21 protein-coding genes are annotated in these 19,968 nt (G+C 71.0%); 8 read left to right on the top strand and 13 right to left on the bottom strand.

Features of this window, described 5'->3' with window-relative positions:
- The first annotated feature begins 1 nt into the window (after position 1).
- Complete coding sequence (gene glyS / locus ACQUQ1_RS06230; protein WP_435063408.1) at positions 2–1,804, top strand: glycine--tRNA ligase; 1,803 nt, start codon at positions 2–4, stop codon at positions 1,802–1,804.
- Positions 1,805–1,811: 7 nt separating this feature from the next.
- Positions 1,812–2,444: a dolichol kinase gene (locus ACQUQ1_RS06225; RefSeq protein ID WP_435063407.1), complete on the top strand. Its 633-nt coding sequence runs from the start codon at positions 1,812–1,814 to the stop codon at positions 2,442–2,444.
- Between the two features lie 92 nt (positions 2,445–2,536).
- Here the strand turns inward: ACQUQ1_RS06225 and ACQUQ1_RS06220 are convergent, their stop codons facing one another.
- Positions 2,537–2,716: a hypothetical protein gene (locus tag ACQUQ1_RS06220; RefSeq protein WP_435063406.1), complete on the bottom strand. Its 180-nt coding sequence runs from the start codon at positions 2,714–2,716 to the stop codon at positions 2,537–2,539.
- Positions 2,717–2,768: 52 nt separating this feature from the next.
- Here ACQUQ1_RS06220 and ACQUQ1_RS06215 point away from each other — a divergent pair, with 52 nt between their 5' ends.
- From ACQUQ1_RS06215 to ACQUQ1_RS06205, 3 genes are all read left to right on the top strand, one after another.
- On the top strand, positions 2,769–3,092 hold the full coding sequence (locus tag ACQUQ1_RS06215) for a hypothetical protein (RefSeq protein WP_435063405.1): 324 nt from the start codon (positions 2,769–2,771) through the stop codon (positions 3,090–3,092).
- A gap of 84 nt (positions 3,093–3,176) precedes the next feature.
- A complete protein-coding gene (locus tag ACQUQ1_RS06210) occupies positions 3,177–3,581 on the top strand; it encodes an SRPBCC family protein (RefSeq protein ID WP_435063404.1) in 405 nt (134 codons plus the stop codon).
- A 115-nt stretch (positions 3,582–3,696) separates the two neighbouring features.
- A complete protein-coding gene (locus ACQUQ1_RS06205; RefSeq protein WP_435063403.1) occupies positions 3,697–3,921 on the top strand; it encodes a hypothetical protein in 225 nt (74 codons plus the stop codon).
- Here ACQUQ1_RS06205 and ACQUQ1_RS06200 read toward each other — a convergent pair whose 3' ends face one another.
- Positions 3,922–5,256 carry a CobW family GTP-binding protein gene (locus ACQUQ1_RS06200; RefSeq protein ID WP_435063402.1) on the bottom strand — a complete coding sequence of 445 codons (1,335 nt, stop codon included), beginning with the start codon at positions 5,254–5,256 and terminating at the stop codon, positions 3,922–3,924. It abuts the gene before it with no gap.
- Positions 5,257–5,412: 156 nt separating this feature from the next.
- Between ACQUQ1_RS06200 and ACQUQ1_RS06195 the strand changes: the two genes are divergently transcribed.
- The 3 genes from ACQUQ1_RS06195 to ACQUQ1_RS06185 all read left to right on the top strand — a co-directional run bounded on the left by ACQUQ1_RS06195 (position 5,413) and on the right by ACQUQ1_RS06185 (position 8,830).
- Positions 5,413–5,748 (top strand): hypothetical protein, encoded by a 336-nt coding sequence (locus tag ACQUQ1_RS06195; RefSeq protein WP_435063401.1) that lies wholly within the window; start codon positions 5,413–5,415, stop codon positions 5,746–5,748.
- A 20-nt stretch (positions 5,749–5,768) separates the two neighbouring features.
- Positions 5,769–6,752: an ArsA family ATPase gene (locus ACQUQ1_RS06190; protein WP_435063715.1), complete on the top strand. Its 984-nt coding sequence runs from the start codon at positions 5,769–5,771 to the stop codon at positions 6,750–6,752.
- Between the two features lie 206 nt (positions 6,753–6,958).
- The gene (locus ACQUQ1_RS06185; protein WP_435063400.1) at positions 6,959–8,830 is read left to right on the top strand and encodes a carbon starvation CstA family protein; all 1,872 of its coding nucleotides are present in this window, start codon (positions 6,959–6,961) and stop codon (positions 8,828–8,830) included.
- A 102-nt stretch (positions 8,831–8,932) separates the two neighbouring features.
- Here the strand turns inward: ACQUQ1_RS06185 and ACQUQ1_RS06180 are convergent, their stop codons facing one another.
- The 11 genes from ACQUQ1_RS06180 to ACQUQ1_RS06130 all read right to left on the bottom strand — a co-directional run bounded on the left by ACQUQ1_RS06180 (position 8,933) and on the right by ACQUQ1_RS06130 (position 19,931).
- Positions 8,933–9,568 carry a DUF6517 family protein gene (locus ACQUQ1_RS06180; protein ID WP_435063399.1) on the bottom strand — a complete coding sequence of 212 codons (636 nt, stop codon included), beginning with the start codon at positions 9,566–9,568 and terminating at the stop codon, positions 8,933–8,935.
- 154 nt (positions 9,569–9,722) lie between these two features.
- A complete protein-coding gene (gene flaJ, locus ACQUQ1_RS06175; RefSeq protein ID WP_435063398.1) occupies positions 9,723–11,471 on the bottom strand; it encodes an archaellar assembly protein FlaJ in 1,749 nt (582 codons plus the stop codon).
- Positions 11,472–11,480: 9 nt separating this feature from the next.
- A complete protein-coding gene (locus ACQUQ1_RS06170; protein WP_435063397.1) occupies positions 11,481–13,148 on the bottom strand; it encodes a type II/IV secretion system ATPase subunit in 1,668 nt (555 codons plus the stop codon).
- A 280-nt stretch (positions 13,149–13,428) separates the two neighbouring features.
- A complete protein-coding gene (locus ACQUQ1_RS06165) occupies positions 13,429–14,187 on the bottom strand; it encodes an ATPase domain-containing protein (protein ID WP_435063396.1) in 759 nt (252 codons plus the stop codon).
- 4 nt (positions 14,188–14,191) lie between these two features.
- The gene (locus ACQUQ1_RS06160) at positions 14,192–14,644 is read right to left on the bottom strand and encodes a flagellar protein G (RefSeq protein ID WP_435063395.1); all 453 of its coding nucleotides are present in this window, start codon (positions 14,642–14,644) and stop codon (positions 14,192–14,194) included.
- On the bottom strand, positions 14,645–15,079 hold the full coding sequence (locus ACQUQ1_RS06155; RefSeq protein ID WP_435063394.1) for a hypothetical protein: 435 nt from the start codon (positions 15,077–15,079) through the stop codon (positions 14,645–14,647). It abuts the gene before it with no gap.
- Positions 15,063–16,514, bottom strand: coding sequence for a FlaD/FlaE family flagellar protein (locus ACQUQ1_RS06150; RefSeq protein ID WP_435063393.1), 1,452 nt, complete (start codon positions 16,512–16,514; stop codon positions 15,063–15,065). The genes ACQUQ1_RS06155 and ACQUQ1_RS06150 overlap by 17 nt, the downstream gene beginning before the upstream one ends.
- A 206-nt stretch (positions 16,515–16,720) precedes the next feature.
- The gene (locus ACQUQ1_RS06145) at positions 16,721–17,260 is read right to left on the bottom strand and encodes a chemotaxis protein CheD (RefSeq protein WP_435063392.1); all 540 of its coding nucleotides are present in this window, start codon (positions 17,258–17,260) and stop codon (positions 16,721–16,723) included.
- Between the two features lie 7 nt (positions 17,261–17,267).
- The gene (locus ACQUQ1_RS06140) at positions 17,268–18,467 is read right to left on the bottom strand and encodes a chemotaxis protein CheC (protein ID WP_435063391.1); all 1,200 of its coding nucleotides are present in this window, start codon (positions 18,465–18,467) and stop codon (positions 17,268–17,270) included.
- A gap of 2 nt (positions 18,468–18,469) precedes the next feature.
- Positions 18,470–18,832, bottom strand: coding sequence for a chemotaxis protein CheY (gene cheY / locus ACQUQ1_RS06135; RefSeq protein ID WP_435063390.1), 363 nt, complete (start codon positions 18,830–18,832; stop codon positions 18,470–18,472).
- Between the two features lie 151 nt (positions 18,833–18,983).
- A complete protein-coding gene (locus tag ACQUQ1_RS06130; protein WP_435063389.1) occupies positions 18,984–19,931 on the bottom strand; it encodes a DUF7500 family protein in 948 nt (315 codons plus the stop codon).
- Between the last annotated feature and the right edge of the window lie 37 nt (positions 19,932–19,968).

Genomic DNA, 19,968 nt, shown 5'->3' with positions numbered 1-19,968 from the left:
CATGGCCGACCAGGAGGACGTGATCGAGCTGGCGAAGCGCCGCGGGTTCTTCTTCGGCGCGAACGGTGCCTACGGCGGCGTCGCCGGCTTCTACACGTACGGCCCGAACGGCGCGGCGGTGAAGGACAACCTCGAGTCCGCCTGGCGCGACCGGTTCACCGTCCGCCAGGGCAACATGGAGATCGAGGCGCCGACGATCATGCCCGAGGCCGTCTTCGAGGCGTCCGGCCACCTCGACGGCTTCGACGACATGCTCGTCGAGTGCCCCGAGTGCGGCGCGTCCCACCGCGCCGACCACCTGATCGAGGACAACACGGACGTCGAGGAGGCGGAGTCGATCCCGATCCCGGAGGTCGAGGAGCTGATCCGCGAGCACGACCTTCGGTGCCCCTCGTGTGACGCGCCGCTGTCGGGCGAGCCGGTCGAGGAGTTCAACCTCATGTTCGAGACGAGCATCGGTCCCGGCACGGGCCAGCCCGGCTACATGCGCCCGGAGACGGCGCAGGGCATCTTCGTCGAGTTCCCCCGCCTGAAGGAGTACGCGCGCAACCGCCTCCCGTTCGGCGTCACCCAGATCGGCCCCGCCTACCGCAACGAGATCAGCCCCCGGAAGGGCATCGTCCGCGTCCGGGAGTTCACCCAGGCGGAGCTGGAGACGTTCATCGACCCCGAGGAGGACGAGCCGCCCCTCCACGAGGTCGAGGACGTCGAGGTCACGCTGTACCCCGCGGGTGAGCAGGAGGACGAGGACGGCGAGGCGTACACCACGACCGTCGGCGAGGCCGTCGACGAGGGCGTCATCGGCTCCGACTGGGTCGGCTACTACCTCGGCGTCGCCCAGGAGTGGTACCAGCGCGTCGGCGTCGACATGGACCGCTTCCGGTTCCGCCAGCACCTCCCCGGCGAACTCGCCCACTACGCCGCGGACTGCTGGGACGCCGAAAGCGAGGTCGGCGGCGACTGGATCGAGATCACCGGCTTCGCGTACCGCTCGGACTACGACCTCTCTAAGCACGCCGAACACTCCGGCGAGTCGTTCACCGTGTTCAAGCAGTACGACGAGCCCAAGACGGTGGAGCGGGCGACCGTCGACCCCGACATGGCGACGCTCGGCCCCGAGTTCGGCGGCGACGCCGGCGCGGTCGCCGACGCCCTGGGGACGCTCGCCGAGCGCGACCCCGACGCCTTCGACGCCGACGAGGTCGAGGTGGAGGTCGACGGCGAGACGTACGCCGTCGACAGCGACGTGGCGAACTTCTCGGTCGAGGAGGTGACCGAGAACGGCGAGCACGTCACCCCGCACGTCGTCGAGCCGTCGTTCGGCGTCGACCGCATCGTCTACACGCTCATCGAGCACGCCTACCGGACCGACGAGGTCGACGGCGAGGCGCGCACGTACCTCGCGCTGGACCCGGAGATGGCCGCGACCGACGCCGCCGTCTTCCCGCTGGTCTCCAACGACGACCGCCTGCTCGACCTGGCGGACGAGGTGACCGCCGACCTCCGCTCGGCGGGCCTGTCCGTCGAGTACGACGACTCCGGGTCGATCGGCCGTCGCTACCGCCGGCAGGACGAGGTCGGCACGCCGTTCTGCGTCACGGTCGACCGCGACGGCCTCGAGGGCGACGGGCCCGACACGGTCACCGTCCGCGAGCGCGACAGCGCCCGGCAGGTCCGCGTCCCGGTGGACGGGGTGGCCGACGAGATCGCCGCCCTGCTCGACCCCGAGGACGACCGGGCCTTCGAGGCGCTCGCGGCCGCCTACGAGGAGATCGAGACGGGCGTCGAGACGGAGACGGCCTGACCCGCGGATGGGCGAACTGAAGCGGCGGGCGGTCCACCTCTCGGGCACGGGGTTCCCCGCGATCTACCTGCTGGGGCTGGTGACGTGGCGACAGCTCCAGGCGCTGCTCGTGGCCGCCACCGTCGGCGTGTTCGTCCTGGAGTTTCTCCGGCTGGTCGTCGAGGTGGACTGGGGGCCGCTGAACCGCGTGTACGACGAGCTGACCCGCGAGTACGAGGCCGACAACGTCGCCGGCTACGCGCTGTTCATGGTGGGGGCGACGCTGGCGGCGCTGGCGTTCGCGCCCCCGTACGGGCCCGCCGCCGTCGCGGTCGAGCCGCCGGTGGCGGTGCCGGCGATCCTGATGCTGTCGGTCGGCGACCCCGTCTCGGGGTACCTCGGCAGCAACGACGCGACGACGGCCAAGGAGGTCGGGGTGCTCGCGGTGATGTTCCTCGTGTGCTTCGCGCTCGCGGTGCCGTTCACCGTCCGCCACGCCGGCGCGGTCGGCGGCGTCGCCGCCGCGGTCGCGGGCGCGCTCGGCGCGACCGTCGCCGACGGGCTGAAGCCGGTGATCCGCGGCTACGTGGTCGACGACAACCTCACCATCTCGCCCGTCTCCGGCGCCGCCATGACCGCGGTGCTGGTGGCGGTAGCGTAGGCCCCGGCGGGCCGGCCGCCCCGGTCCGCTCCGCCTCGGTCCGCCCCGATCCGCTCCGGTCTGCTCCACCCGCCGCGACGCGCGGGGGCCCCCTACCGCAGCACGACCAGGTACGTCAGCCCGAAGACGATCAGCCCGAAGCCGGCGACCGTCCGGAGGTCGAAGGTCGCGAGGTCCAGGAACGACAGCCCCCACACCACCGCCGACGCGAACGCCGCCGAGAGGACGAGGTTCATCGCGAACAGCACGCGCGGGTCGCCGTCGGATGCCATGGCTCGCCGTGAGGGGGACCACCTACTTGGCTCCCGCGGTCGTACGGCCGGTATGCCCCTCCGGAACCGCGCGGGCGACCCGGTCGACCCGGTGCCGTTCCTCGTCGTCGTCGGCTTCGCGTTCCTGCTGGTGTTCTCGACGGGCCCCATCTACCTCCGGGCGCTGCTCGGGGTCGACCTCGCGACAGCCATCGCCGGGTCGACGGCGGTGTTCCTCGCGGCGACCGCCGGCGCCTACCACCGGTTCGTCCGCACCGACCGGCCGGACCTCCGGGGGGAGACCCCCGTCGCGTGGCGGTACCGGAGGCTGTGGATCGGGGCGCTGCTGCTCGCGCTCCTGCTGGTGCTCCTGTCGCTCCCGTTCATGGAGTTCTGACCCGTTCGGACCCCGCAGACGCCCGCCGCTCTCCCGTGTCGGCGTCTCCCCCGTGTTTTTGTCGCAAGGGCGCACAGCCCGGGTATGCGCGAGGTCGAGGCCGAGCGGTTCGTCGGGGCGACGCCCGCGGCGCTGCGCCGGCTGCTCTCGCCGGCGGCGCTCGTCGAGTACGAGGGGAGCTTCGTCGCCCGGGGGACCCGGAGCGACGGCGACGCGACGGTCGTCACCGTCGCCGGCGGCGGCCTGGAGTTCGACCTCCGGTTCGTCGAGACCGACGGCGGCTGGCGCTACGAGCAGGCCGGCGAGCGCGGCCCCTTCGAGTCGATGGAGACCGAGGTGACCGTCGAGCCGGCGAACGAGGGGAGCCGGGTCCGCGCCGTCTCGCGCGTGGCGCTCGGCCTGCCGCTCCCGCTGGCCGACCGCGTCGCCGGCTGGAAGCGCCGGGGCGAACTCCGGCGCCTGCTGGACACCCTCGCGGACGACGCGTGAGCCGGGCCGGACGACGGCGCCGGGGACGCCCGAACCGGCGGTTCTCCGCACGGTCGTGCGCCGGAACCGCGAACGCGCGCCGGAGTTTATACGTCCGATCGAGAGTCTCACGCCCATGGGACTGCTCGGCACGCTCACGGAGACGCTGAAGGCATCGACCGAGTCGCCGAACCGCGGCGGGGATCAGACGACGGAGTCCGAGGGCGCCTACTGGTGTCACGACTGTAACGAGCGGCTGCTGGACCTGGACGTGGAGGGCGAGGGGCCGCCGTCGTGTCCCGACTGCGGCGAGGAGATGGAGTTCGAGCGCTCGCCCGGCTCGACCGGCTGCGCCTGCTGATCACGACAGCGAGACGACCGCCTCCTCCCCGCCCCCGTCGTCGGTCGGGAACCACTCGGCCGGGTCGACGTCGACGCCCCCCGCGAGTTCCGCGTCGGTGAGCAGAGAGCCGTCCAGGTCCCCGCGCACCGCCGCCTCGTCGAGGTCGACGCCGATGACGACCAGTTCGGTGTGGCGGTCGCCCCACTCCTCGTGCCAGTCGGCGTCGCCGCCGCGATTCGCGCGGTACAGCTCCCGGTCGGCCGCCGGCATCGCGTCGACCCACGGGCCGACCGCCTCCACCCGAACCGAGGGGCCGGCCTGGCTGTAGTTCAGCCGCTGGTCGACGTCGGCGACGTGGAGCGTCCCCTTCGAGCGGACGACCGACTCCGGGAGGTCCGCCAGCAGCGACGCGAGCCGCTCGGGGTGGAACGGCCGGCGCTCGCGGTAGACGAACGACGTGACGCCGTACACCTCGTCCGGGTGTGCGTGGTCGTGGTCGTGGTCCCCGTCGCCGTGTCGGTGCCCGGTCTCGGCGCCGTGGTCGGGGTCGTCGCCCCCGCCCCGTCCGGCCCCGCGGTCGCCGTCGTCCCGGGAACCGTACAGGTCCACGTCGAGCACCTCGTCGAGCGGCGCAGCCGAGTGCTCCGTTCGGACAGTTCGGACCCCCGGCCGGAGCGCGCGCACCAGCTCCTCGGCCTCCGCGAGGTCGGCCGCCGAGCACAGGTCCGCCTTGTTCACCAGGACGACGTCGGCGCCCTCGACCTGCTCGACGAGGAGGTCCGAGAGCGGGCGGCGACCGTCGTCGTCGCCCCCGGCGGTGCCGTCGCCGCCGGGTGCGGCCCCCGCCTCGTCGCGCCCGTGGTCGGCCTCCCCCCGCCGCTCCGGCGTCCCCTCGCCGGCGAAGGCGTCGAGGAACTGCGGCGTGTCGAGGACGGTGACGACCGCGTCCATTTGGTAGCGCGCGGCCGCCGGCCCGTTGGTGAACTGGCGGGCGACCGGGCCGGGCTCGCTGATCCCCGAGGGCTCCACGACGAGGTGGTCGAACTCCCTGCCGTCGGCGAGCTGGACCACGGCGCGTTCGAGGTCGTCGCGCAGCTCACAGCAGATGCAGCCGTTCGACAGCTCCGCGACGCCGACGGCGGGCAGGTCGTCCGAGGAGAGGAGGTCGTAGTCGACGTTCACCGCGCCCACGTCGTTGACGAGGACGGCGATGTCGCGCCCGCCCGCGTTCGACAGCAGGTGGTTCACGAGCGTCGTCTTCCCGGCGCCGAGGCTCCCCGAGAGCACGGTCACGGGGATCGCGTCGGAGCCGCTCGATCCGGGACCGCCGTCGAGTCCGCGTCCGGGCGTCATTCGTCGTATGCGTGAGCGCGTGTGGTACTTGTGCCCGTTGGTCGCGGAGACGGGCCGGTCGGGGAGCGGACAGCGCCGCCGACCGGACGGCCGTGCGCGCGCGGCGGGCGAGCGAACGCGACACGCTTATCCACGGCACCGACTCACACACGCCCCATGAGCGACGGCACGGACGACGACGCCGGCGAGGGCGCGGCGACGCTCGCCGACCGGATCGATCGGCTCCTCGCGGTCCTGCGCGAGTGGGCCGCCGGCCTGTACCACGGGCTGATCTCCCACCCGGCCTTCGAGAAGGTGGAGAAGGAGGCCGAGGACCTGGAGGACACGTTCATGCTGGCGTGCTTCCCCGACGCCTTCGGCATCCCGTCGCCGGTGTCCTACTACACCGCCGAGCTGCTCCCGTACCTCGAGTCCGAGTTCGAGGCGTGGGAGCGGCGGATGTGGAACCGCGGGTCGATGCTCGAACGCAAGGGCCAGCAGTACCACTTCTGATGGCGCCCGACACACGGCACATGGAGAAGTTCGTGTTCTTCGGCGGCAAGGGCGGCGTGGGCAAGACGACCATGTCCGCGGCGTACGCCGTCAAGTGCGCCGACGCGGGCCTGGACACGCTCGTCGTCTCGACGGACCCGGCCCACTCCACCTCCGACGTGTTCGATCAGCGGTTCGGCGACGAACCGCAGGCGGTCGAGGGGCGCGACGGGCTGTGGGCGATGGAGATCGACCCCGACGAGGAGGTCGAGCGCCACCTCATGGAGACGAAGCGGGCGCTCGGCGACCAGGTGAGCGCCGCGCTCGTCAACGAGATCGACCGCCAGATCGAGATGGCCCACCAGACGCCCGGCGCCTACGAGGCGGCGCTGTTCGACCGCTTCGTCGACGTGATGCAGTCGAGCGAGGCGTTCGACCGCGTCGTCTTCGACACTTCGCCCACCGGCGGCACCCTCCGGCTGCTCGGCCTCCCGGACTTCCTGGAGGGGTGGATCGACCGACTGAAACGGAAGCGCGAGCAGTCGATCGACCTGTTCGAGAAGGCCGCGATCGGGAAGAACGAGCCCCGACGCGTGGCGGAGGGGGACCCGATCCTCGCGCGCCTCCAGGAGCGCAAGGAGTTCTTCGAGTACGCCGGCCGAACGCTCCGCGAGCACGCCGCCTTCTTCCTCGTGGTCAACCCCGACGAGCTGTCGGTCAGGGAGACCCGACGGGCGGTCGAGGGGCTCGCCGACCGCGGCCTCTCGGTCCGCGGGCTCGCGGTGAACCGCCTCACGCCGTCGCCGGACGACGACGAGGACGGCCGGGGTGCGCGGTACCTCCGCGACCGCGTCGCCACCGAACGCCGCCACCTCGAGACGCTCCGCGAGGAGTTCGACCAGCCCGTCGTCGCCGAGATCGAGACCCGCGTCGAGGAGGTGAAGGGCGACTTCCTCACCGAGGTCGCGGGCGAACTCGACATCGAGACCGCCCCGCCCGAGACCCCGCCGGCGCAGTCGTCGTAGCCGCGACCCCCCGCGCCCGAAGCGCGCTCGATGACCACAAAGTACTCAAGCGACGATCGCCGGGTAAATTCATCCCCCGATCCGGCGAAACCTGCACCGAACGACGGGTCAGGTCGACGGATCGCCCGTCGAAACCGGCGCCTTCCCGGGACGAAGGTTAATGTTTTTATATTCTGTCCACACACCCCTGCGATGAGGTAACACACATGGTGGCTGTGATGTGGCTGGTGCTCGTGGTACTCCTCCTGTTCAGCGCGGGGTATCTCGGGTACTCCCGGTACCTGTCCCAGTTCGTGGAACTGGACGAGGACCGCGAGACGCCGGCACACAAGTACGAAGACGGTCAGGAGTACGTTCCGTCGAAGAAACCCGTACTCCTAGGGCATCACTACTCGAGCATCGCGGGCGGCGCACCCATCGTGGGCCCCATCACGGCGGGCGTCGTGTGGGGCTGGGTGCCCGCGCTGTTGTGGATCGCCGTCGGGAACCCCCTGATGGGCTCGGTCCACGACTTCGTCTCGCTGTCGTCGTCGCTCCGGCACGAGGGGAAGTCGATCGGCTACATCATCGGGGAGTACGTCGGCGAGCGCGGCAAGAACATGCTGCTGTGGTTCGCGTTCCTCACCATCATCCTGGTGGTGGCGGTGTTCGCGCTCGTCGTCGCGCTCGTGTTCGACGCGTACCCCAGCGCGGCCACGGCGTCGATCCTGTACATCGCGCTGGCGTTCGCGTTCGGCGTGTACCTGTACCAGCTCGACGGGCCGTTCCTCCCGGGGACGGTCGCGTTCGTCGCCGGCGTGTTCGCCAGCGTCTGGGTCGGCATCCAGTACCCGATCGCGCTGACGGCCGGCGCGTTCGTCGGCGAGGGCGAGACGATCGCCACCGCGACGAACGCCGCGGGCAACGAGTTCATCGTCCTGTTCGGCGAGGGCATCTCGTTCCTGCCGACGATCATCAACGCGAACATCTCCGCGTGGATCCCGGTCGTGATGGTGTACGCGTTCCTCGCGTCCGTGCTCCCCGTGTGGATGCTGCTCCAGCCGCGCGACTACCTGTCGTCGTTCCTGCTGTACTCGGGCGTCGGCGGGGCGCTGCTGGCGATCATCGTCGGCACGGTGCTGGGGACCTCGAGCCAGCCGCTCGTGATCCAGGACTCGATCCCGGCGTTCCGCGGGTTCATGGGCGGGAGCTACGGCCTGCCGCTGTTCCCGCTGCTGTTCGTGACGATCGCCTGCGGGACCATCTCCGGGTTCCACTCGCTGGTGTCCTCGGGGACGACCGCCAAGCAGCTCGACAAGGAGACCGACGCGCGCGCCATCGGCTACGGCGGGATGCTCGGCGAGGGCCTGCTCGCGACGGTCGCGCTGTCGACGCTGGCGGTCGCCGGCGTCACCGCCGGCGGCGGCATCGGCCGCGCGCTGCCGAACTTCGCCTCCGGCGGCGGGGTCATCCTCACCTCGTTCGGGATCCCCGCCTCCTACGGCGCGCCGTTCATGGCGCTCGTGCTGGTGAGCTTCCTGCTCACCTCCACTGACACGGCCGTCCGGCTCGGCCGGTACATGATGGACGAGATCGTCGGCACGCCCGAGACGAGCGTCGAGGAGACCGCCTCGAACCGCTACGTCTCCGCGGGCATCCAGGTCGTCGGCGGCTACGTCCTCGTGGCCTCCGGGACGTGGGCCGACCTCTGGCCGCTGTTCGGCGGCGCGAACCAGCTGCTGGCGGCGATGGCGCTGCTCACCGCGACGGTGTGGCTCGCCAACTGGGACGACTCCAAGCAGCTGATCTCCACGGGCGTCCCGATGGCGATCATGACGACCATCACCGTGACGGCGCTGCTGTACCTGGCGCTGTACCAGAACCTCTACCAGAAGTTCATCCAGGGCAACTGGGGCGTCGAGGGGACGGTCGGCTTCGCCACGCAGGCGTCCGTCGCCGTCCAGATCGTCATCGCGCTGGTGCTGGTGTATCTGGCCCTGTCGCTCGCGAAGATGGGCTACACCAACATCCAGCGGGCCCGCGGGACGACCGAGGGCGCCGTCGCCACGGACGGCGGCCCCGAGACGGGCGACGACTGACCCGCCCGCGGCCGCACCGTTCGCCGACCACCCGTTCTCCGTTCTTTCGCGCGGACAGCGCCGGCGCCGGCGCGTCGGTCGCCGTCCCCGACGGTCGCCCCGTCAGTGCTCGACCGCCGAGAGCAGGTCGGCGAGCCGACCGCGCTCGTCGACGCCGGCGGGCCACGCCGCGACCGCCGACACCGCGTCGCCGTCGTGGCGGACGGTCGCGACCGCGACCCGGTAGTCGCGCCCGTCGGCCGTCGTCGCGTACACCCGGAGGGTCGTCTCCGTCCCGAGCAGCGTGACCGTGGCGTTGGCGACGTGCTCGAAGGAGGCGCCCGCGAGCGACGGGTCGCCCCCGAGGAACCGGACGAGCCGCCCCGGCGTCGTCGCCACGGGGTTCCTGACCTCCGGCCGGTCGGGGACCGGCCGCACGGGCGGCACGGCCGCGAGCGCGAGCCGCGCCGGGCCGCCGTCGGTCGAGCGGACGTACCGACGGACCGGCACCGTCGCCGACACCTCCCGGGTCACGTCGAGCTGGACGTCGCCGCTGATCGACAGCGTCACCGTCGTGTTCACCGTCCGGTTCGTCGCGCCGGCGGGCTCGTAGCCGGCCTCGCTCGCGGCGTCCGCCGGGAGCGCGGCGGGCGACCCGTCGACGACCGCCGGGTCCGGGCCGCTCCCGCTCCCGCCGCAGCCGGCGAGGACGACGGCGGCGACGACCGCGAGGAGCGCGACCGTGCGCGTAGGGGCCATACCGTCCCCGGCGGCCGGGGGCGACATAAACGGCCCCCCGGGTGTGTGGCGGGCGCGGGCGACCGGGCGGCGCGACCCGGGGGCGACGGACGGGACCCGCGAGGGCGGGGGCGAGCCGGGACCGGCACGCCGGGACCGCCGGCGACGCCCCGGCTCAGATCGTGAGGATCGTCGAGACGAGGTGCTTGGTGAAGATGGCGACGCCGGAGCCGAGCCACGTCATGAGCACGAAGTGGAGGTAGGCGTTCGCCTTGTTCCCGCCGTCGATGGTGCGGATCATCACCGACGAGAGGACCGCGTTGAACAGAATGACGAGCAGGAGCAGGAACTCGATGAGCGCGATGTCGTATACCCCGGCGTAGATGATCTTCCCGACGCTGCCGGCGCTGGTGACGTTGAACTGCTGGGAGAGGTCCGCGAGGATGTTGACGACCTGCAGGCCGATGAAGAACGCGAACGCCGACGCGGAGGTGATCCCGTACAGCAGGCCGATCATCGTCACCGTCGCCTGGCGACGCTGCTCGCGCAGCTGCATGACGGTGTTCATGTTCTGGGAGATGAGTTCCCCGAGGAGCTTCGGCCGGCCGCCCATCGAGCGGCCCTCGAGGTACATGTCCGAGAACTTCTGGATGAGGTACGACCGGGTGTCGGTCGCGAAGGCGTACCACGCCTCCTCGGAGCTGATCCGGATGTTGAGCCGGCGGTACAGCCGGGTGATCGCGGGCGAGAGCGCGCCGAAGTCCTTCTCGTGGAGGGTCGCGAGCACGTCGCCGGTCGTGGACTGCTTGGCGGACTCGGCGGCGCCGAGCGCGCGGATGAACGACGGGAACTCCCCGTCGCGCTCCTCGATGTTGCGCTCCTCGAACCGAAGCATCACGCCGGTGATCGCCATCGGGGTGATCGGGACGCAGATGTACAGCGCGAGGGGGATGGTCTCGAGGAAGAACAGCAGCCCCCGCAGGCCGGGGCCGTAGCCGAACAGCCCCGCCCCGACGAAGATCACGAGCCCGGCCGTGCCGGCGACGCCGACGGCGAAACTGGCCCACAGCCGGAAGTCGGAGGGGGCGCCCTCTTCCGAGTGGAACCACACCGGGTCGTGGGGCGCCATCGCCCGGATGACGACGTAGAAGCCCAGCTGGACCAGCATGAACAGGACGATGACCGCCGAGACGGTGAGCGTGGGGTTGTCGCCGGTGAGGATCGGGAGGACGATGGCGAACACCAGCGCGAACGTCATCGAGAGGATCATCGACATGTAGAGGTCCTTCATCACCTCCAGGTTCGCCAGCGCCCCCTCGTACACCGTGATGTAGTTCTCGATGACCGCGTCCTGCTCGGACAGGAGGAACTCGTCGAGCGTCTGGCCCGCGCCGATGGTGTAGCCGAGGCGGTCGAAGAAGTCCGCGAAGACGTCCGAGGGGACCTCCTTCGCGCGGCGCCGCAGCGCGTCGTCGAGCGACTGGTTCCAGGTGTCGACGAGGTGGGTGACGCGGGCCAGTTCGTCGGCGGCGGCGCCGTACTCCTCCTCGCGCGCGAGCGTGCGGAACACCTCCATCCGGTCGATGTTCGTCGTCGACAGCACCGTCATGTGGGTCATGACGAGGTGGAGCTGGTTCTCGATGGCCACCTGCCGGCCGTTGAGGTACAGCTTCGGATAGAACACCGCCGCGACGAACACGAGCAGCCCGAGCGCGGGGATGGGGAGCCGAACCGTCAGCGGCAGCGGCAGGAGCACCGCCCCCACGAGCGTGAGCAGGAGGAACGCCGCCGACGGCGCCAGGATGTAGCCGACGTACCTCCGTTTGGACATCTCCAGCGCGTCGTACGACTCCAGGAGGTCCGCCGCGAGTTCGGCGGCGGAGTCGGGGAAGAAGTCGGAGGCGGACGCGCTGTTGGTGCTCATGCGCGGCGGTCAGGTCGTGCGGTGCATGTCGAAGGGCAGCCCGTCGACGCCGTCGCGCTGGAAGGAGGTGATCGCCTCGTTGACCTCGTGGTAGCCGAGGATGCCCTCCTGGATCATCCGCTCGATGAGCTCCGCCCGGAAGCTCAGGTCGTCGTAGATGTCGCGGGTGTCGGCGTACCCCAGCAGCGTCGCGATCTGCTCTTCGAGCACGTAGGAGTTGTTGCGCCCGCGGAAGACGATCTCGTCCTCCACGGGGTCCCAGTCGAACACCTGCCGGGTGACGACCCCGTCCATCTCCTTGGAGTAGCCCTCGATCTCCTGCACGGAGGTGACCCGGCGCAGCACCTTGTCGCCCTGCTTGACGCGGTTCTGGAACAGCGCCACGTCGGCCACGTCCATGAACGTCTCCGGGACGTTGATCGGCTCGGAGGTGAACCGCTGGATCATCGAGACGATGTCGGAGGCGTGGAAGGTGAGCATGACCGGGTGGCCCGTCTGGGCGGCCTGGAACGCCATGCGACCCTCGGCCCCGCGGACCTCGCCCACGATGATGTAGTCGGGGCGCGAGCGCAGCGCGGCCGCGACGAGGTCGAACATGTCCACGTCGTTGGAGTCGCCGCCGTCGCCCTCGCGGGTGAGCAGCTGCTGCCAGGTGTTGTGCGGGGGAACGACCTCGGCGGTGTCCTCGGCGGTGTATATCTTCGAGTCGCGGGGGATGTAGCTGAGGACGGCGTTCAGCGTCGTCGTCTTCCCGGACGCGGTCTCCCCGACGACGAAGACGGTCTGCTCGTTCTCCAGGCACAGCCAGAGGTACGCCGCCAGCTCCGGGCTGAGCGTGCCCCACTTCGTGATCTGGTTGATCGAGAGCGGCGTCTCCTCGCCCTGGCGGATGGTGAGCGATGAGCCCTTGATGGAGACGTCGTCGGAGTAGATGATGTTGATACGCGACCCGTCCGGGAGCGTGGAGTCGACGATCGGGTTGGAGTCGGAGACGGGGTCGCCCATCCGCTCGCCCATGTTGCGCAGCCAGTTGTCGAACTCCGTGGGCGTCCCGAAGTCGACGGTCGTCTCCAGCATGCCGAAGACCCCGTGGTCGACGTGGCACTCCTTCGGGCCGATGACGTGGATGTCCTCGTTCTCCGGGTCGCGCATCACCGGCTCCAGCGGGCCGAAGCCCACGATGTCCCGATTGAGCCGGTAGCGGATGTTGTCGTACGTCTGCTTGGACACCTCGACGCGGCCGAAGTTGCGCACCTTCGAGAGGACGTTGCGGCGGCCCTGCTCCTCGGTGATCGCGGTGACCTCCTCCAGCAGCTCCTCGATGAGGTCGTCGTAGCCGGACTCCTCCTCGGGCGCCGGCTTGTGCCCGCTCTGGCGCAGGAGCTTCGACTTCACCGTGTCGAGCACCTGCTCCTCGGCGCCCGACAGCGTCGGCTCGACGGTGTAGTACTTCGTGTCCTGCCCGAAGTCGCCGTACACGTGACAGAAGATCGGGCCCCCGACCGGGTACATCACGTTGGGGCGCTGGGCCTCGTGTTCGTCCTCGATCTCGTCGACGAACATCGGGAACTCCCCGGTGATCTGCTTGAACTTCTGCAGGTGCTCCCGCAGGTGCGGGCGCTTCATCGCCATCTGCTTCAGCTCGCTCGACGGGTTCGCCTGTCCCTGGTCTGTCATCGGTCACACCTCCGCGCCGCACGCGAACGGCGCCTCGCCCGCCCGAACGCCCCGGGAGACCGAACCTGTGGGCTCCCGGCTCGGGTGGGACTCATTACGACGACACACCCGCGAGCGACGCTTAAACCCTCCCCGCGAGCTATCACGGGCGATAACGGAGGGCGGCGCGGCGAGCGGGAGGCACGGCGACGTCGGCGAGCGGGGACGATGCCGGGGCCCGGGGGCGGCGGCGGGAACGGCACGCCCCCGCGCGGCGGCGATAGCGACGGCGGCGGCGACGCTACGCGACGCTGCGCGACTCGATGACGATGCCGGTGCCCGAGCGCACGGAGAAGCCGATGGAGTCGCCGACCTGGCTGCCCATGCCGGCGAAGCGCTTCACCGCGATGTTGCGGCGGACGTCGGAGCCGACCTCGACCATCTGGAGCTCGAGGAACACGTCGGCGATGGACCGGAACGGCCCGATGGCGTCCTCCCCGACCGCGGAGGGGTCGACGGTGAGGACGATGACCTTGCCCGAGGAGATCATGTCGCGGAAGAACGAGATGATCTCCAGGGCCGCCTGCCGCTCGTCGTTGTTGCGGACGAGCGCCTCGAAGGTCGGGTCGTTGCGGAGGATCGAGTCGAACGTGTCGAGGATGATCACGTCGGAGTTCCACATCGTCTCCGCCTCCATCAGCCGCTTGAGCAGCTCCTTGCGCTCGCCGTCGCTCTCGGAGAAGTTCCCCCCGGAGTCGAAGTCGGCCGCGAGGAACAGCAGCTCCTCGTTGAGCAGGGGCTTGGTCACGTCGTAGCCCAGCGAGTACATCTGGTCGATGAACCCCGAGACGGTCAGCTCCGTCGACAGCAGGGTGACGGTGGAACCCTCGTCGACGAGGCCGTAGGAGAACCGCTGTGAGAGCGCCGACTTCCCGGCGCCGTAGTCCCCCTCCATGAGGACGATCGACCCGCGGGGGATCCCCCCGCCCAGCTCCTTGTTCAGTTGGTCGCGCTCGGGCATCCCGATCGACAGCAGCGTGTTCTGTTGTGCTCGTGACATCGGTTTAGGTCCTGAAGCGGAACACTTCCTCGTCGCCGCGGACGACCAGCTTCAGGCGGTGGTCGCCGGCGGGGAGGCCCGGGGACGAGAACTCGACGCGGATCACGTCGCCGCGGTGCCACGTCGCGTCGCCGTCGACGGTCGTGACGTTCACGTCCGTCTGGTACTCGCCGTCGAGGATCACGTCGAACTCCCCGGCCTCCGCGGGGAGATCCGACGCACCCGTGTTGCGGACGTGGACGGTGACGTTCTCGTTCCCGGAGCGGTTGTACACCTGCGCGCCGGGGTCGGAGACGATCTCGGCGTCGGCGCGAATCTCGCCGGCGACGTCGAGCGACTTCGCCGAGATGGCGTCGCTGACGCGGTCGACCTCGCTGGTGAGCGTCCCCGCGACCGACGCCGCGATGACGATGGCCGCGATGAACAGGATCAGTTCGGCGGCGCTCCCGCCCGCCACTCAGATCACCTCGACCGCGCTCGCGTCGCGGACCCCGTGGTCGACGACGACCTGGACGCGGTCGGGCGCCGTCGAGAGCGACACCTCGAAGCGGGCGGTCTCGCCGGGGAGCCACACGTCCGTGGAGCCGTCGCCCTCGACGGTGACGGTCGCGTTCGCGAGGTCGTTGTCGGCGAACAGCGTGGCGTCGCCCACGTCCAGCGTCGTGGTCCCGTCGTTGGTGGCGTTCACCACGAGCGTGTCCGACGTTGAGTTGTACGTCGCCTCCGTCACGTTGACCCCGGTGTTCGCCTGCTCGAGCGCCCGGTCGGCGGCGTCGTGGCGGGCGTCGCTCACGCGCTCGAACCCGTTGGCCGCGGCGGGGTAGACGATGCCGACCGCGAGGAACACCCCGAGGAAGACGACGCCGGCGGAGGCGCTAACGCTGAGGCCCATGCATGCCCCCCGAGAGCTGCGGCCACCGGTCGATGACGACCGACTCGGCCGTGGCGTCGGTCAACTGCATGATGTACTTGAGGCTGCGCGTGTGGTGGTCCAGGTCGAGGTGCTCCGTCCCGGGGCGGTCCATCAGGTTGCGGTCGATGTCGCCGAAGCCCGAGAGGAACCCCTTGAGCTGGTCGGCGACCTCCTCGTCGATCCACTCGACGCGCTCGTAGTAGTTGACCGCGCGCACCGCGTCCGTGGTGGTCGACTCCTCGACGAGGAACTCCAGCCACTCCATCACCATCAGGTCGCCCACGTAGTCGCCGGGGAGGCTCGTGAGGTACGGCTTGTCGGGCTCGTCGGAGAGGTCGTCCTCCTCGACGAACTCGAAGCCGCCGTCGTCGTCGACCCCCTGCGAGCGTCGGCTCGGGTCGGTCGGGCCGGCCGTCGACTCCGGCTCCGGGTCGGGTTCCGGCTCGTCGTCCAGGCCGAGGTCGCCCCCGGCGTCGTGCCCGTTCGACTCCGGCTCCGTGTCGAGGGCGTCGAGGGCGTCCCCGTCCTCGCCGTCGGACTCCTCCTCGGGCGGGTCGCCCTCGCCGGCCCACTCGGCGTCGCCGGACTCGTACTCGTCTTTCAGTTCGCTGAAACTCTTGCCGCCGCCGTTGTCGGTCCCCATGGTGTCTGAATCGGTGTCGTCCGCGTCGTCCTCGAAGCCGTCGAGGTCGTCGTCGAGCCCGTCCTCCTCGTCCTCCTCGAAGTCGTCGTCGAGTTCGCCCATGTCGTCCACGTCGTCCATGTCGTCGAACTCGTCGCCGGCGAGGTCCTCGTCGAAGAAGCCCTCCGCGTCGGCGCTCGCGAGGTCCTCGTCGAGGTCCTCCTCCTCCTCCTCCTCGCCGGCGTCGTCGAACAGGCCGAACCCGCCCTCGCCGCCGCCGAGGTCCCCCCCGCCCTGCACGTCGTCGACGAAGGGGTTGATCCCGCGGGTGACCATCTCGTAGATGTCGAGGAGGCTCCGGACGTCCTCGCCCATGTCCTCGACCTTCCCGGAGATCTCCTCGTTCTCCGAGCGGACCGTGTTGACCGTCGAGGAGAGGCTGGCGACCTCGTTCTCGAGGTCGTCGACCCGCTTCTCCAGCTCGGCGACGCCGTCGTCGCCGCCGCCGTCCTCGCCGGCGAAGGGGTCGTCGTCGTCCCAGTCGTCCATGCCCCCGAGGTCGCCGAGGTCGTCGTCGCCCCCGCCGGCGTCGTCGCCGCCTCCGCCGCCGAAGGCGCCGTCGTCGCCGCCGAGCAGGTCGTCGTCTCCCTCGGCGTCCCCGGGTCCGTCGTCGCTGTCGCGGAAGCGATCGAGGAGGCTGGCCCCCAGGAGTCCGAGCGAGACGAGCAGCCCCGCGTCGGCCCCGGGAACTCCGGCGACCCCTGCTCCCGATAGCGCGGTGAGGAGACCCATTACCCACGACCACCCACGACCGAAACTTAAACCCTCCCCGCGGATTATCGTGCCCGATAACACCGCTCTCCGGCGGTTTCACGTCGGATCGGGGCGAGCGGCGACACGGCCGCGGGTCGACGGCGACGGCCGCCACGCCGCCGCGGCGGGACACGGTCGGCTCGCCCTCCGGGTCGCCGCTTCCGGGGCGGTCCCGTCGCCGCCGCCTACAGCACGGTCCCGTCGCCGCCGGCGTAGGAGACGTGAAGCGCCCCGGTGTCGGTCTCGAACCGGAGCGACCGGCCGCGGTCCCCGCCGGTGTCGGCGCCGACGACCGGGATGCCCCGCTCGGCGAGGGCGGCCTCGGCGGCGGCGACGTTGCGCTGGCCGACCGACCCGCCGTCCCCGCTCGCGTCGAAGTCGATCATCTCCGCGGCGCCCGCGATCTTCGCGTCGAGCCCCGCCGGGTCGGCGCCCGCCTCGCGGAGGTCGGCCACCAGGGCGTCGATGCCCTCGACCACGAACTTCTCGTCGACGCCGGGGCGGCCGTTCGCGCTCGGGAGCATCGCGTGGAGCAGCCCGCCGACGCCCGTCGCCGGGTGGTACAGCGCGATCCCGAGACACGACCCGAGCCCGCTCGTGACCAGCGCCGCCCCGTCGGTCGCGACGCCCGACTCCGAGAGCCCGACCTTCCGCCGGGCCGGGGGCGCGTCGCTCGCGGCGGGCGCCGGCGACCCGGCCGCGGAGGAGGAATCGGAGGGGCTCACCGCGCCCTCACCGGGGGAGCCCGCCGTCGGTCGCCGCCGGTTCGATGCGGTCCAGCGCCGCGGCCAGTTCCCGCTGGTTCGGCAGCGCGTAGATGTCGCACCGGACGTTGCCGTCGGGCGTGCGGACGGTCGAGTCGATGATGAACGCGTGGTCCTGGGTCTTCCCCAGGCGGCTCACGAGCGGGCTCATCACCGCCGACCCCATGTCGTGGACGAACTGCGGCGGGGTGTGCTCGATGCTCGTGCCGAGCACGTTCGCCCAGCCGTCGATGAACCCCGAGGTCATGATGTTGCCCAGCTCCCGGAGGGCTCCCTTCTCCATGTCGCCGATCCCGGGGTCGGTCTCGGTGGGGATCATCCCGGCGGCGACCTCCTCGGCGGAGTCCTCGTCGAAGAGGATCGCGAGGTAGCCGCTGGGGTCGCCGTGGAGCTCGAACACCGTTCCGGCGACGGTCTCCTCCCCCAGCTCGGAGGGAACGTCCTGAACCGGGACGAACCGCAGGCGCGACACGTCCACGTCCGTCTCCGTGCCGGTCATCATCGTGATGTTGTCGGCGGCGGAGGCGGCTCCCTGCCGGGTCATCTCGTTGAACGTCGGCAGCTTGTTCACCGGCACCGCGTCGCCCGCCTCCCCGACGGGGCCCTCGTGGCCGAGCAGGTCCGTGAAGCCGGCATACTCGGGGAGCATGTAGATCGCGAACTCCAGGTCTCCCTCCATCGAGGATATCTGCGACTCGAACATGAACACGCCCTGCCGGTCCTCGTCGAAGGCGCCGTCCGGGAGGATGTCGGTGCCCGACGCGCGCACGTACGACGGCGGGGTCATGTCGATGGCGACCCCGAGGTGGTCGGCCCAGCCGTCGATGAACCCCGAGGTCATGATGTTGCCCGCCTCGGTGACGCCGCTCCTGACGAACTCGCCGTCGCCCACGCCCGGCATGAGCCGCTCGACGAGGCTCTCTGCCGCCTCCAGCTCGAACGCCATCACTGTCTGCCCGCTGATGCCCCCCTGCAGCCCGATCTCGACGCCCACGAACTCCCGGCCGGCGAACGACTCCCGCAGGTCGCCGGCGGCCATCAGGGTCACGTCCGTCACGTCGACGTACACGTTGGTGCCGGCGAGCTGGCCGAGCGCGTCCGCCGCCCGGTCGGCGCCCTGGCTGGCCAGGTCCGAGAACTCCCCCAGCGACTGGATGTCGACGTACATCCCTACGCGGGGACGGCGTCGTTGATGGCCTCGAGCACGTTCGGCTTCTGGAACGGCTTCGTGATGTACCCCTCCGCGCCCGCCTTGATGGCGGCCTTCATCTTCTCCTCCTGCCCGACGCTCGTGCACATGATGATGTTCGCGTCCGGATGCTCGTCGGTGATCTCGGTGGTGGCCTCGATCCCGTTCCGGATCGGCATGACGATGTCCATCATCACGATGTCGGGCGTGTGCTCGCCGTAGAGGTCGACGGCCTCCACGCCGTTCTCGGCCTCGCCGACGATCTCGAACTCCCCCTCGAGGATCTCCCGCAGGAGGTTCCGCATGAACTCCGAGTCGTCCGCGATCAGAACGCTGGTCGGCATATGGTGAACATCCCCCCGACGGCGATGATAAACGCTCCCCCGCGGGTATCAGGCGTGAAAACGGGGAACGACGGTCCGGCCCGAGCGACGGCGACGACGCCGCGGAGGAACCGCCCGCGGCTGTCCGCCGTCGGCGCGGGACGGGCCGGACTCACTCCAGGCGGAGCCCGCCGGCGCGGTCCAGCGCCGCGAGCAGGTCCTCGACGGAGTCGTCGCGGGAGAGGCCCAGGTTCGAAAGCGCCGACCGGACGGCGTTTGGCGGGAGCCGCGGGCCCGTGTCCATCCCCGCGATCAGGATGCCGAGCGCGTCCTCGGTCGGCGTGTCGCCGCCGGCGGCGCCCGCGAACCACGTGACGAGCGTCTCGAACGTCTCTCCCACGTCGTCGGAGGCCATGCGGTGGCGCGCCGTCCGGCCGTCGAGCGACAGCGTCGCGTCGAAGCCGTAGGCGAACTCCGAGTCCGCCAGCGACGCGGCGAGCCACTGCCCCACCGCGCCGGCGTCGATGTCGTCGGGCGAGCCGCCGGTGTCGCCCCCGCCCCGGGGCGCGCCCCGCCGCTCGTGGGAGGCCGGCCGGTCCCCCGTCGCGGGGTCCCGCGAGCCGCCGGCCGCCCCGTCGGTCGGATCGCCCGGGAGCCCGTCGTCGCTCCCGGCCGGCCCCGTCGGGTCGGCCCCCTCCGGCCGCCCGCCCGTACCGGCCGCGGGGCTCGCGGCGCCCGCCGCGGAGGTGACGTCCGCCGAGTCGTCCGCGGCCGGGGCGGACCCCGGGGTCGTCGCGTCGTCGCGCGCGTCCGGGGTCGCGTCGCCCCGAGCGGTCGGGGTCGCGCCGGGACCGTCGTCCGGCGACAGCCCCTCGCGGACGGACTCGGCGACCGCCGCGGCGTCGGGATCGGACGGGTCGGCGCCTCCGACGGCTGTCCCGTCGGGACGCTCGCCCGACGGGTCGTCGGGGGCGTCGCCCTCGCGGGGGGACCGCGGCGGGCGGTTCCCCGCGGAGACGACGTACCGGTCGTCGCCCAGTTCCCGGACGTACTCGCTCTTCGAGATGTCGAGGTCGTCCGGGTCGACGCCGGGGTTGCCGCGCGGTGCGTCGTCGCTCATGTGACTCCCGTTGTGCGTCGTGCGCTAAAAAGTGTGG

This window comes from Halobaculum sp. EA56 (genome assembly GCF_051195075.1).
In the GTDB taxonomy this organism is placed as follows: Archaea; Halobacteriota; Halobacteria; order Halobacteriales; family Haloferacaceae; genus Halobaculum.
The sequence above is the reverse complement of the archived record's forward strand: the minus strand, read 5'-3'. Positions and strand labels throughout refer to the sequence as shown.

Excerpts from the sequence above, each read along its gene's own strand:
- glyS (WP_435063408.1), top strand. The coding sequence starts at position 2 with ATGGCCGACCAGGAGGACGTGATCGAGCTGGCGAAGCGCCGCGGGTTC.
- ACQUQ1_RS06225 (WP_435063407.1), top strand. The coding sequence starts at position 1,812 with ATGGGCGAACTGAAGCGGCGGGCGGTCCACCTCTCGGGCACGGGGTTC.
- ACQUQ1_RS06220 (WP_435063406.1), bottom strand. The coding sequence starts at position 2,716 with ATGGCATCCGACGGCGACCCGCGCGTGCTGTTCGCGATGAACCTCGTC.
- ACQUQ1_RS06215 (WP_435063405.1), top strand. The coding sequence starts at position 2,769 with ATGCCCCTCCGGAACCGCGCGGGCGACCCGGTCGACCCGGTGCCGTTC.
- ACQUQ1_RS06210 (WP_435063404.1), top strand. The coding sequence starts at position 3,177 with ATGCGCGAGGTCGAGGCCGAGCGGTTCGTCGGGGCGACGCCCGCGGCG.
- ACQUQ1_RS06205 (WP_435063403.1), top strand. The coding sequence starts at position 3,697 with ATGGGACTGCTCGGCACGCTCACGGAGACGCTGAAGGCATCGACCGAG.
- ACQUQ1_RS06200 (WP_435063402.1), bottom strand. The coding sequence starts at position 5,256 with ATGACGCCCGGACGCGGACTCGACGGCGGTCCCGGATCGAGCGGCTCC.
- ACQUQ1_RS06195 (WP_435063401.1), top strand. The coding sequence starts at position 5,413 with ATGAGCGACGGCACGGACGACGACGCCGGCGAGGGCGCGGCGACGCTC.
- ACQUQ1_RS06190 (WP_435063715.1), top strand. The coding sequence starts at position 5,769 with ATGGAGAAGTTCGTGTTCTTCGGCGGCAAGGGCGGCGTGGGCAAGACG.
- ACQUQ1_RS06185 (WP_435063400.1), top strand. The coding sequence starts at position 6,959 with ATGGTGGCTGTGATGTGGCTGGTGCTCGTGGTACTCCTCCTGTTCAGC.
- ACQUQ1_RS06180 (WP_435063399.1), bottom strand. The coding sequence starts at position 9,568 with ATGGCCCCTACGCGCACGGTCGCGCTCCTCGCGGTCGTCGCCGCCGTC.
- flaJ (WP_435063398.1), bottom strand. The coding sequence starts at position 11,471 with ATGAGCACCAACAGCGCGTCCGCCTCCGACTTCTTCCCCGACTCCGCC.
- ACQUQ1_RS06170 (WP_435063397.1), bottom strand. The coding sequence starts at position 13,148 with ATGACAGACCAGGGACAGGCGAACCCGTCGAGCGAGCTGAAGCAGATG.
- ACQUQ1_RS06165 (WP_435063396.1), bottom strand. The coding sequence starts at position 14,187 with ATGTCACGAGCACAACAGAACACGCTGCTGTCGATCGGGATGCCCGAG.
- ACQUQ1_RS06155 (WP_435063394.1), bottom strand. The coding sequence starts at position 15,079 with ATGGGCCTCAGCGTTAGCGCCTCCGCCGGCGTCGTCTTCCTCGGGGTG.
- ACQUQ1_RS06150 (WP_435063393.1), bottom strand. The coding sequence starts at position 16,514 with ATGGGTCTCCTCACCGCGCTATCGGGAGCAGGGGTCGCCGGAGTTCCC.
- ACQUQ1_RS06140 (WP_435063391.1), bottom strand. The coding sequence starts at position 18,467 with ATGTACGTCGACATCCAGTCGCTGGGGGAGTTCTCGGACCTGGCCAGC.
- cheY (WP_435063390.1), bottom strand. The coding sequence starts at position 18,832 with ATGCCGACCAGCGTTCTGATCGCGGACGACTCGGAGTTCATGCGGAAC.
- ACQUQ1_RS06130 (WP_435063389.1), bottom strand. The coding sequence starts at position 19,931 with ATGAGCGACGACGCACCGCGCGGCAACCCCGGCGTCGACCCGGACGAC.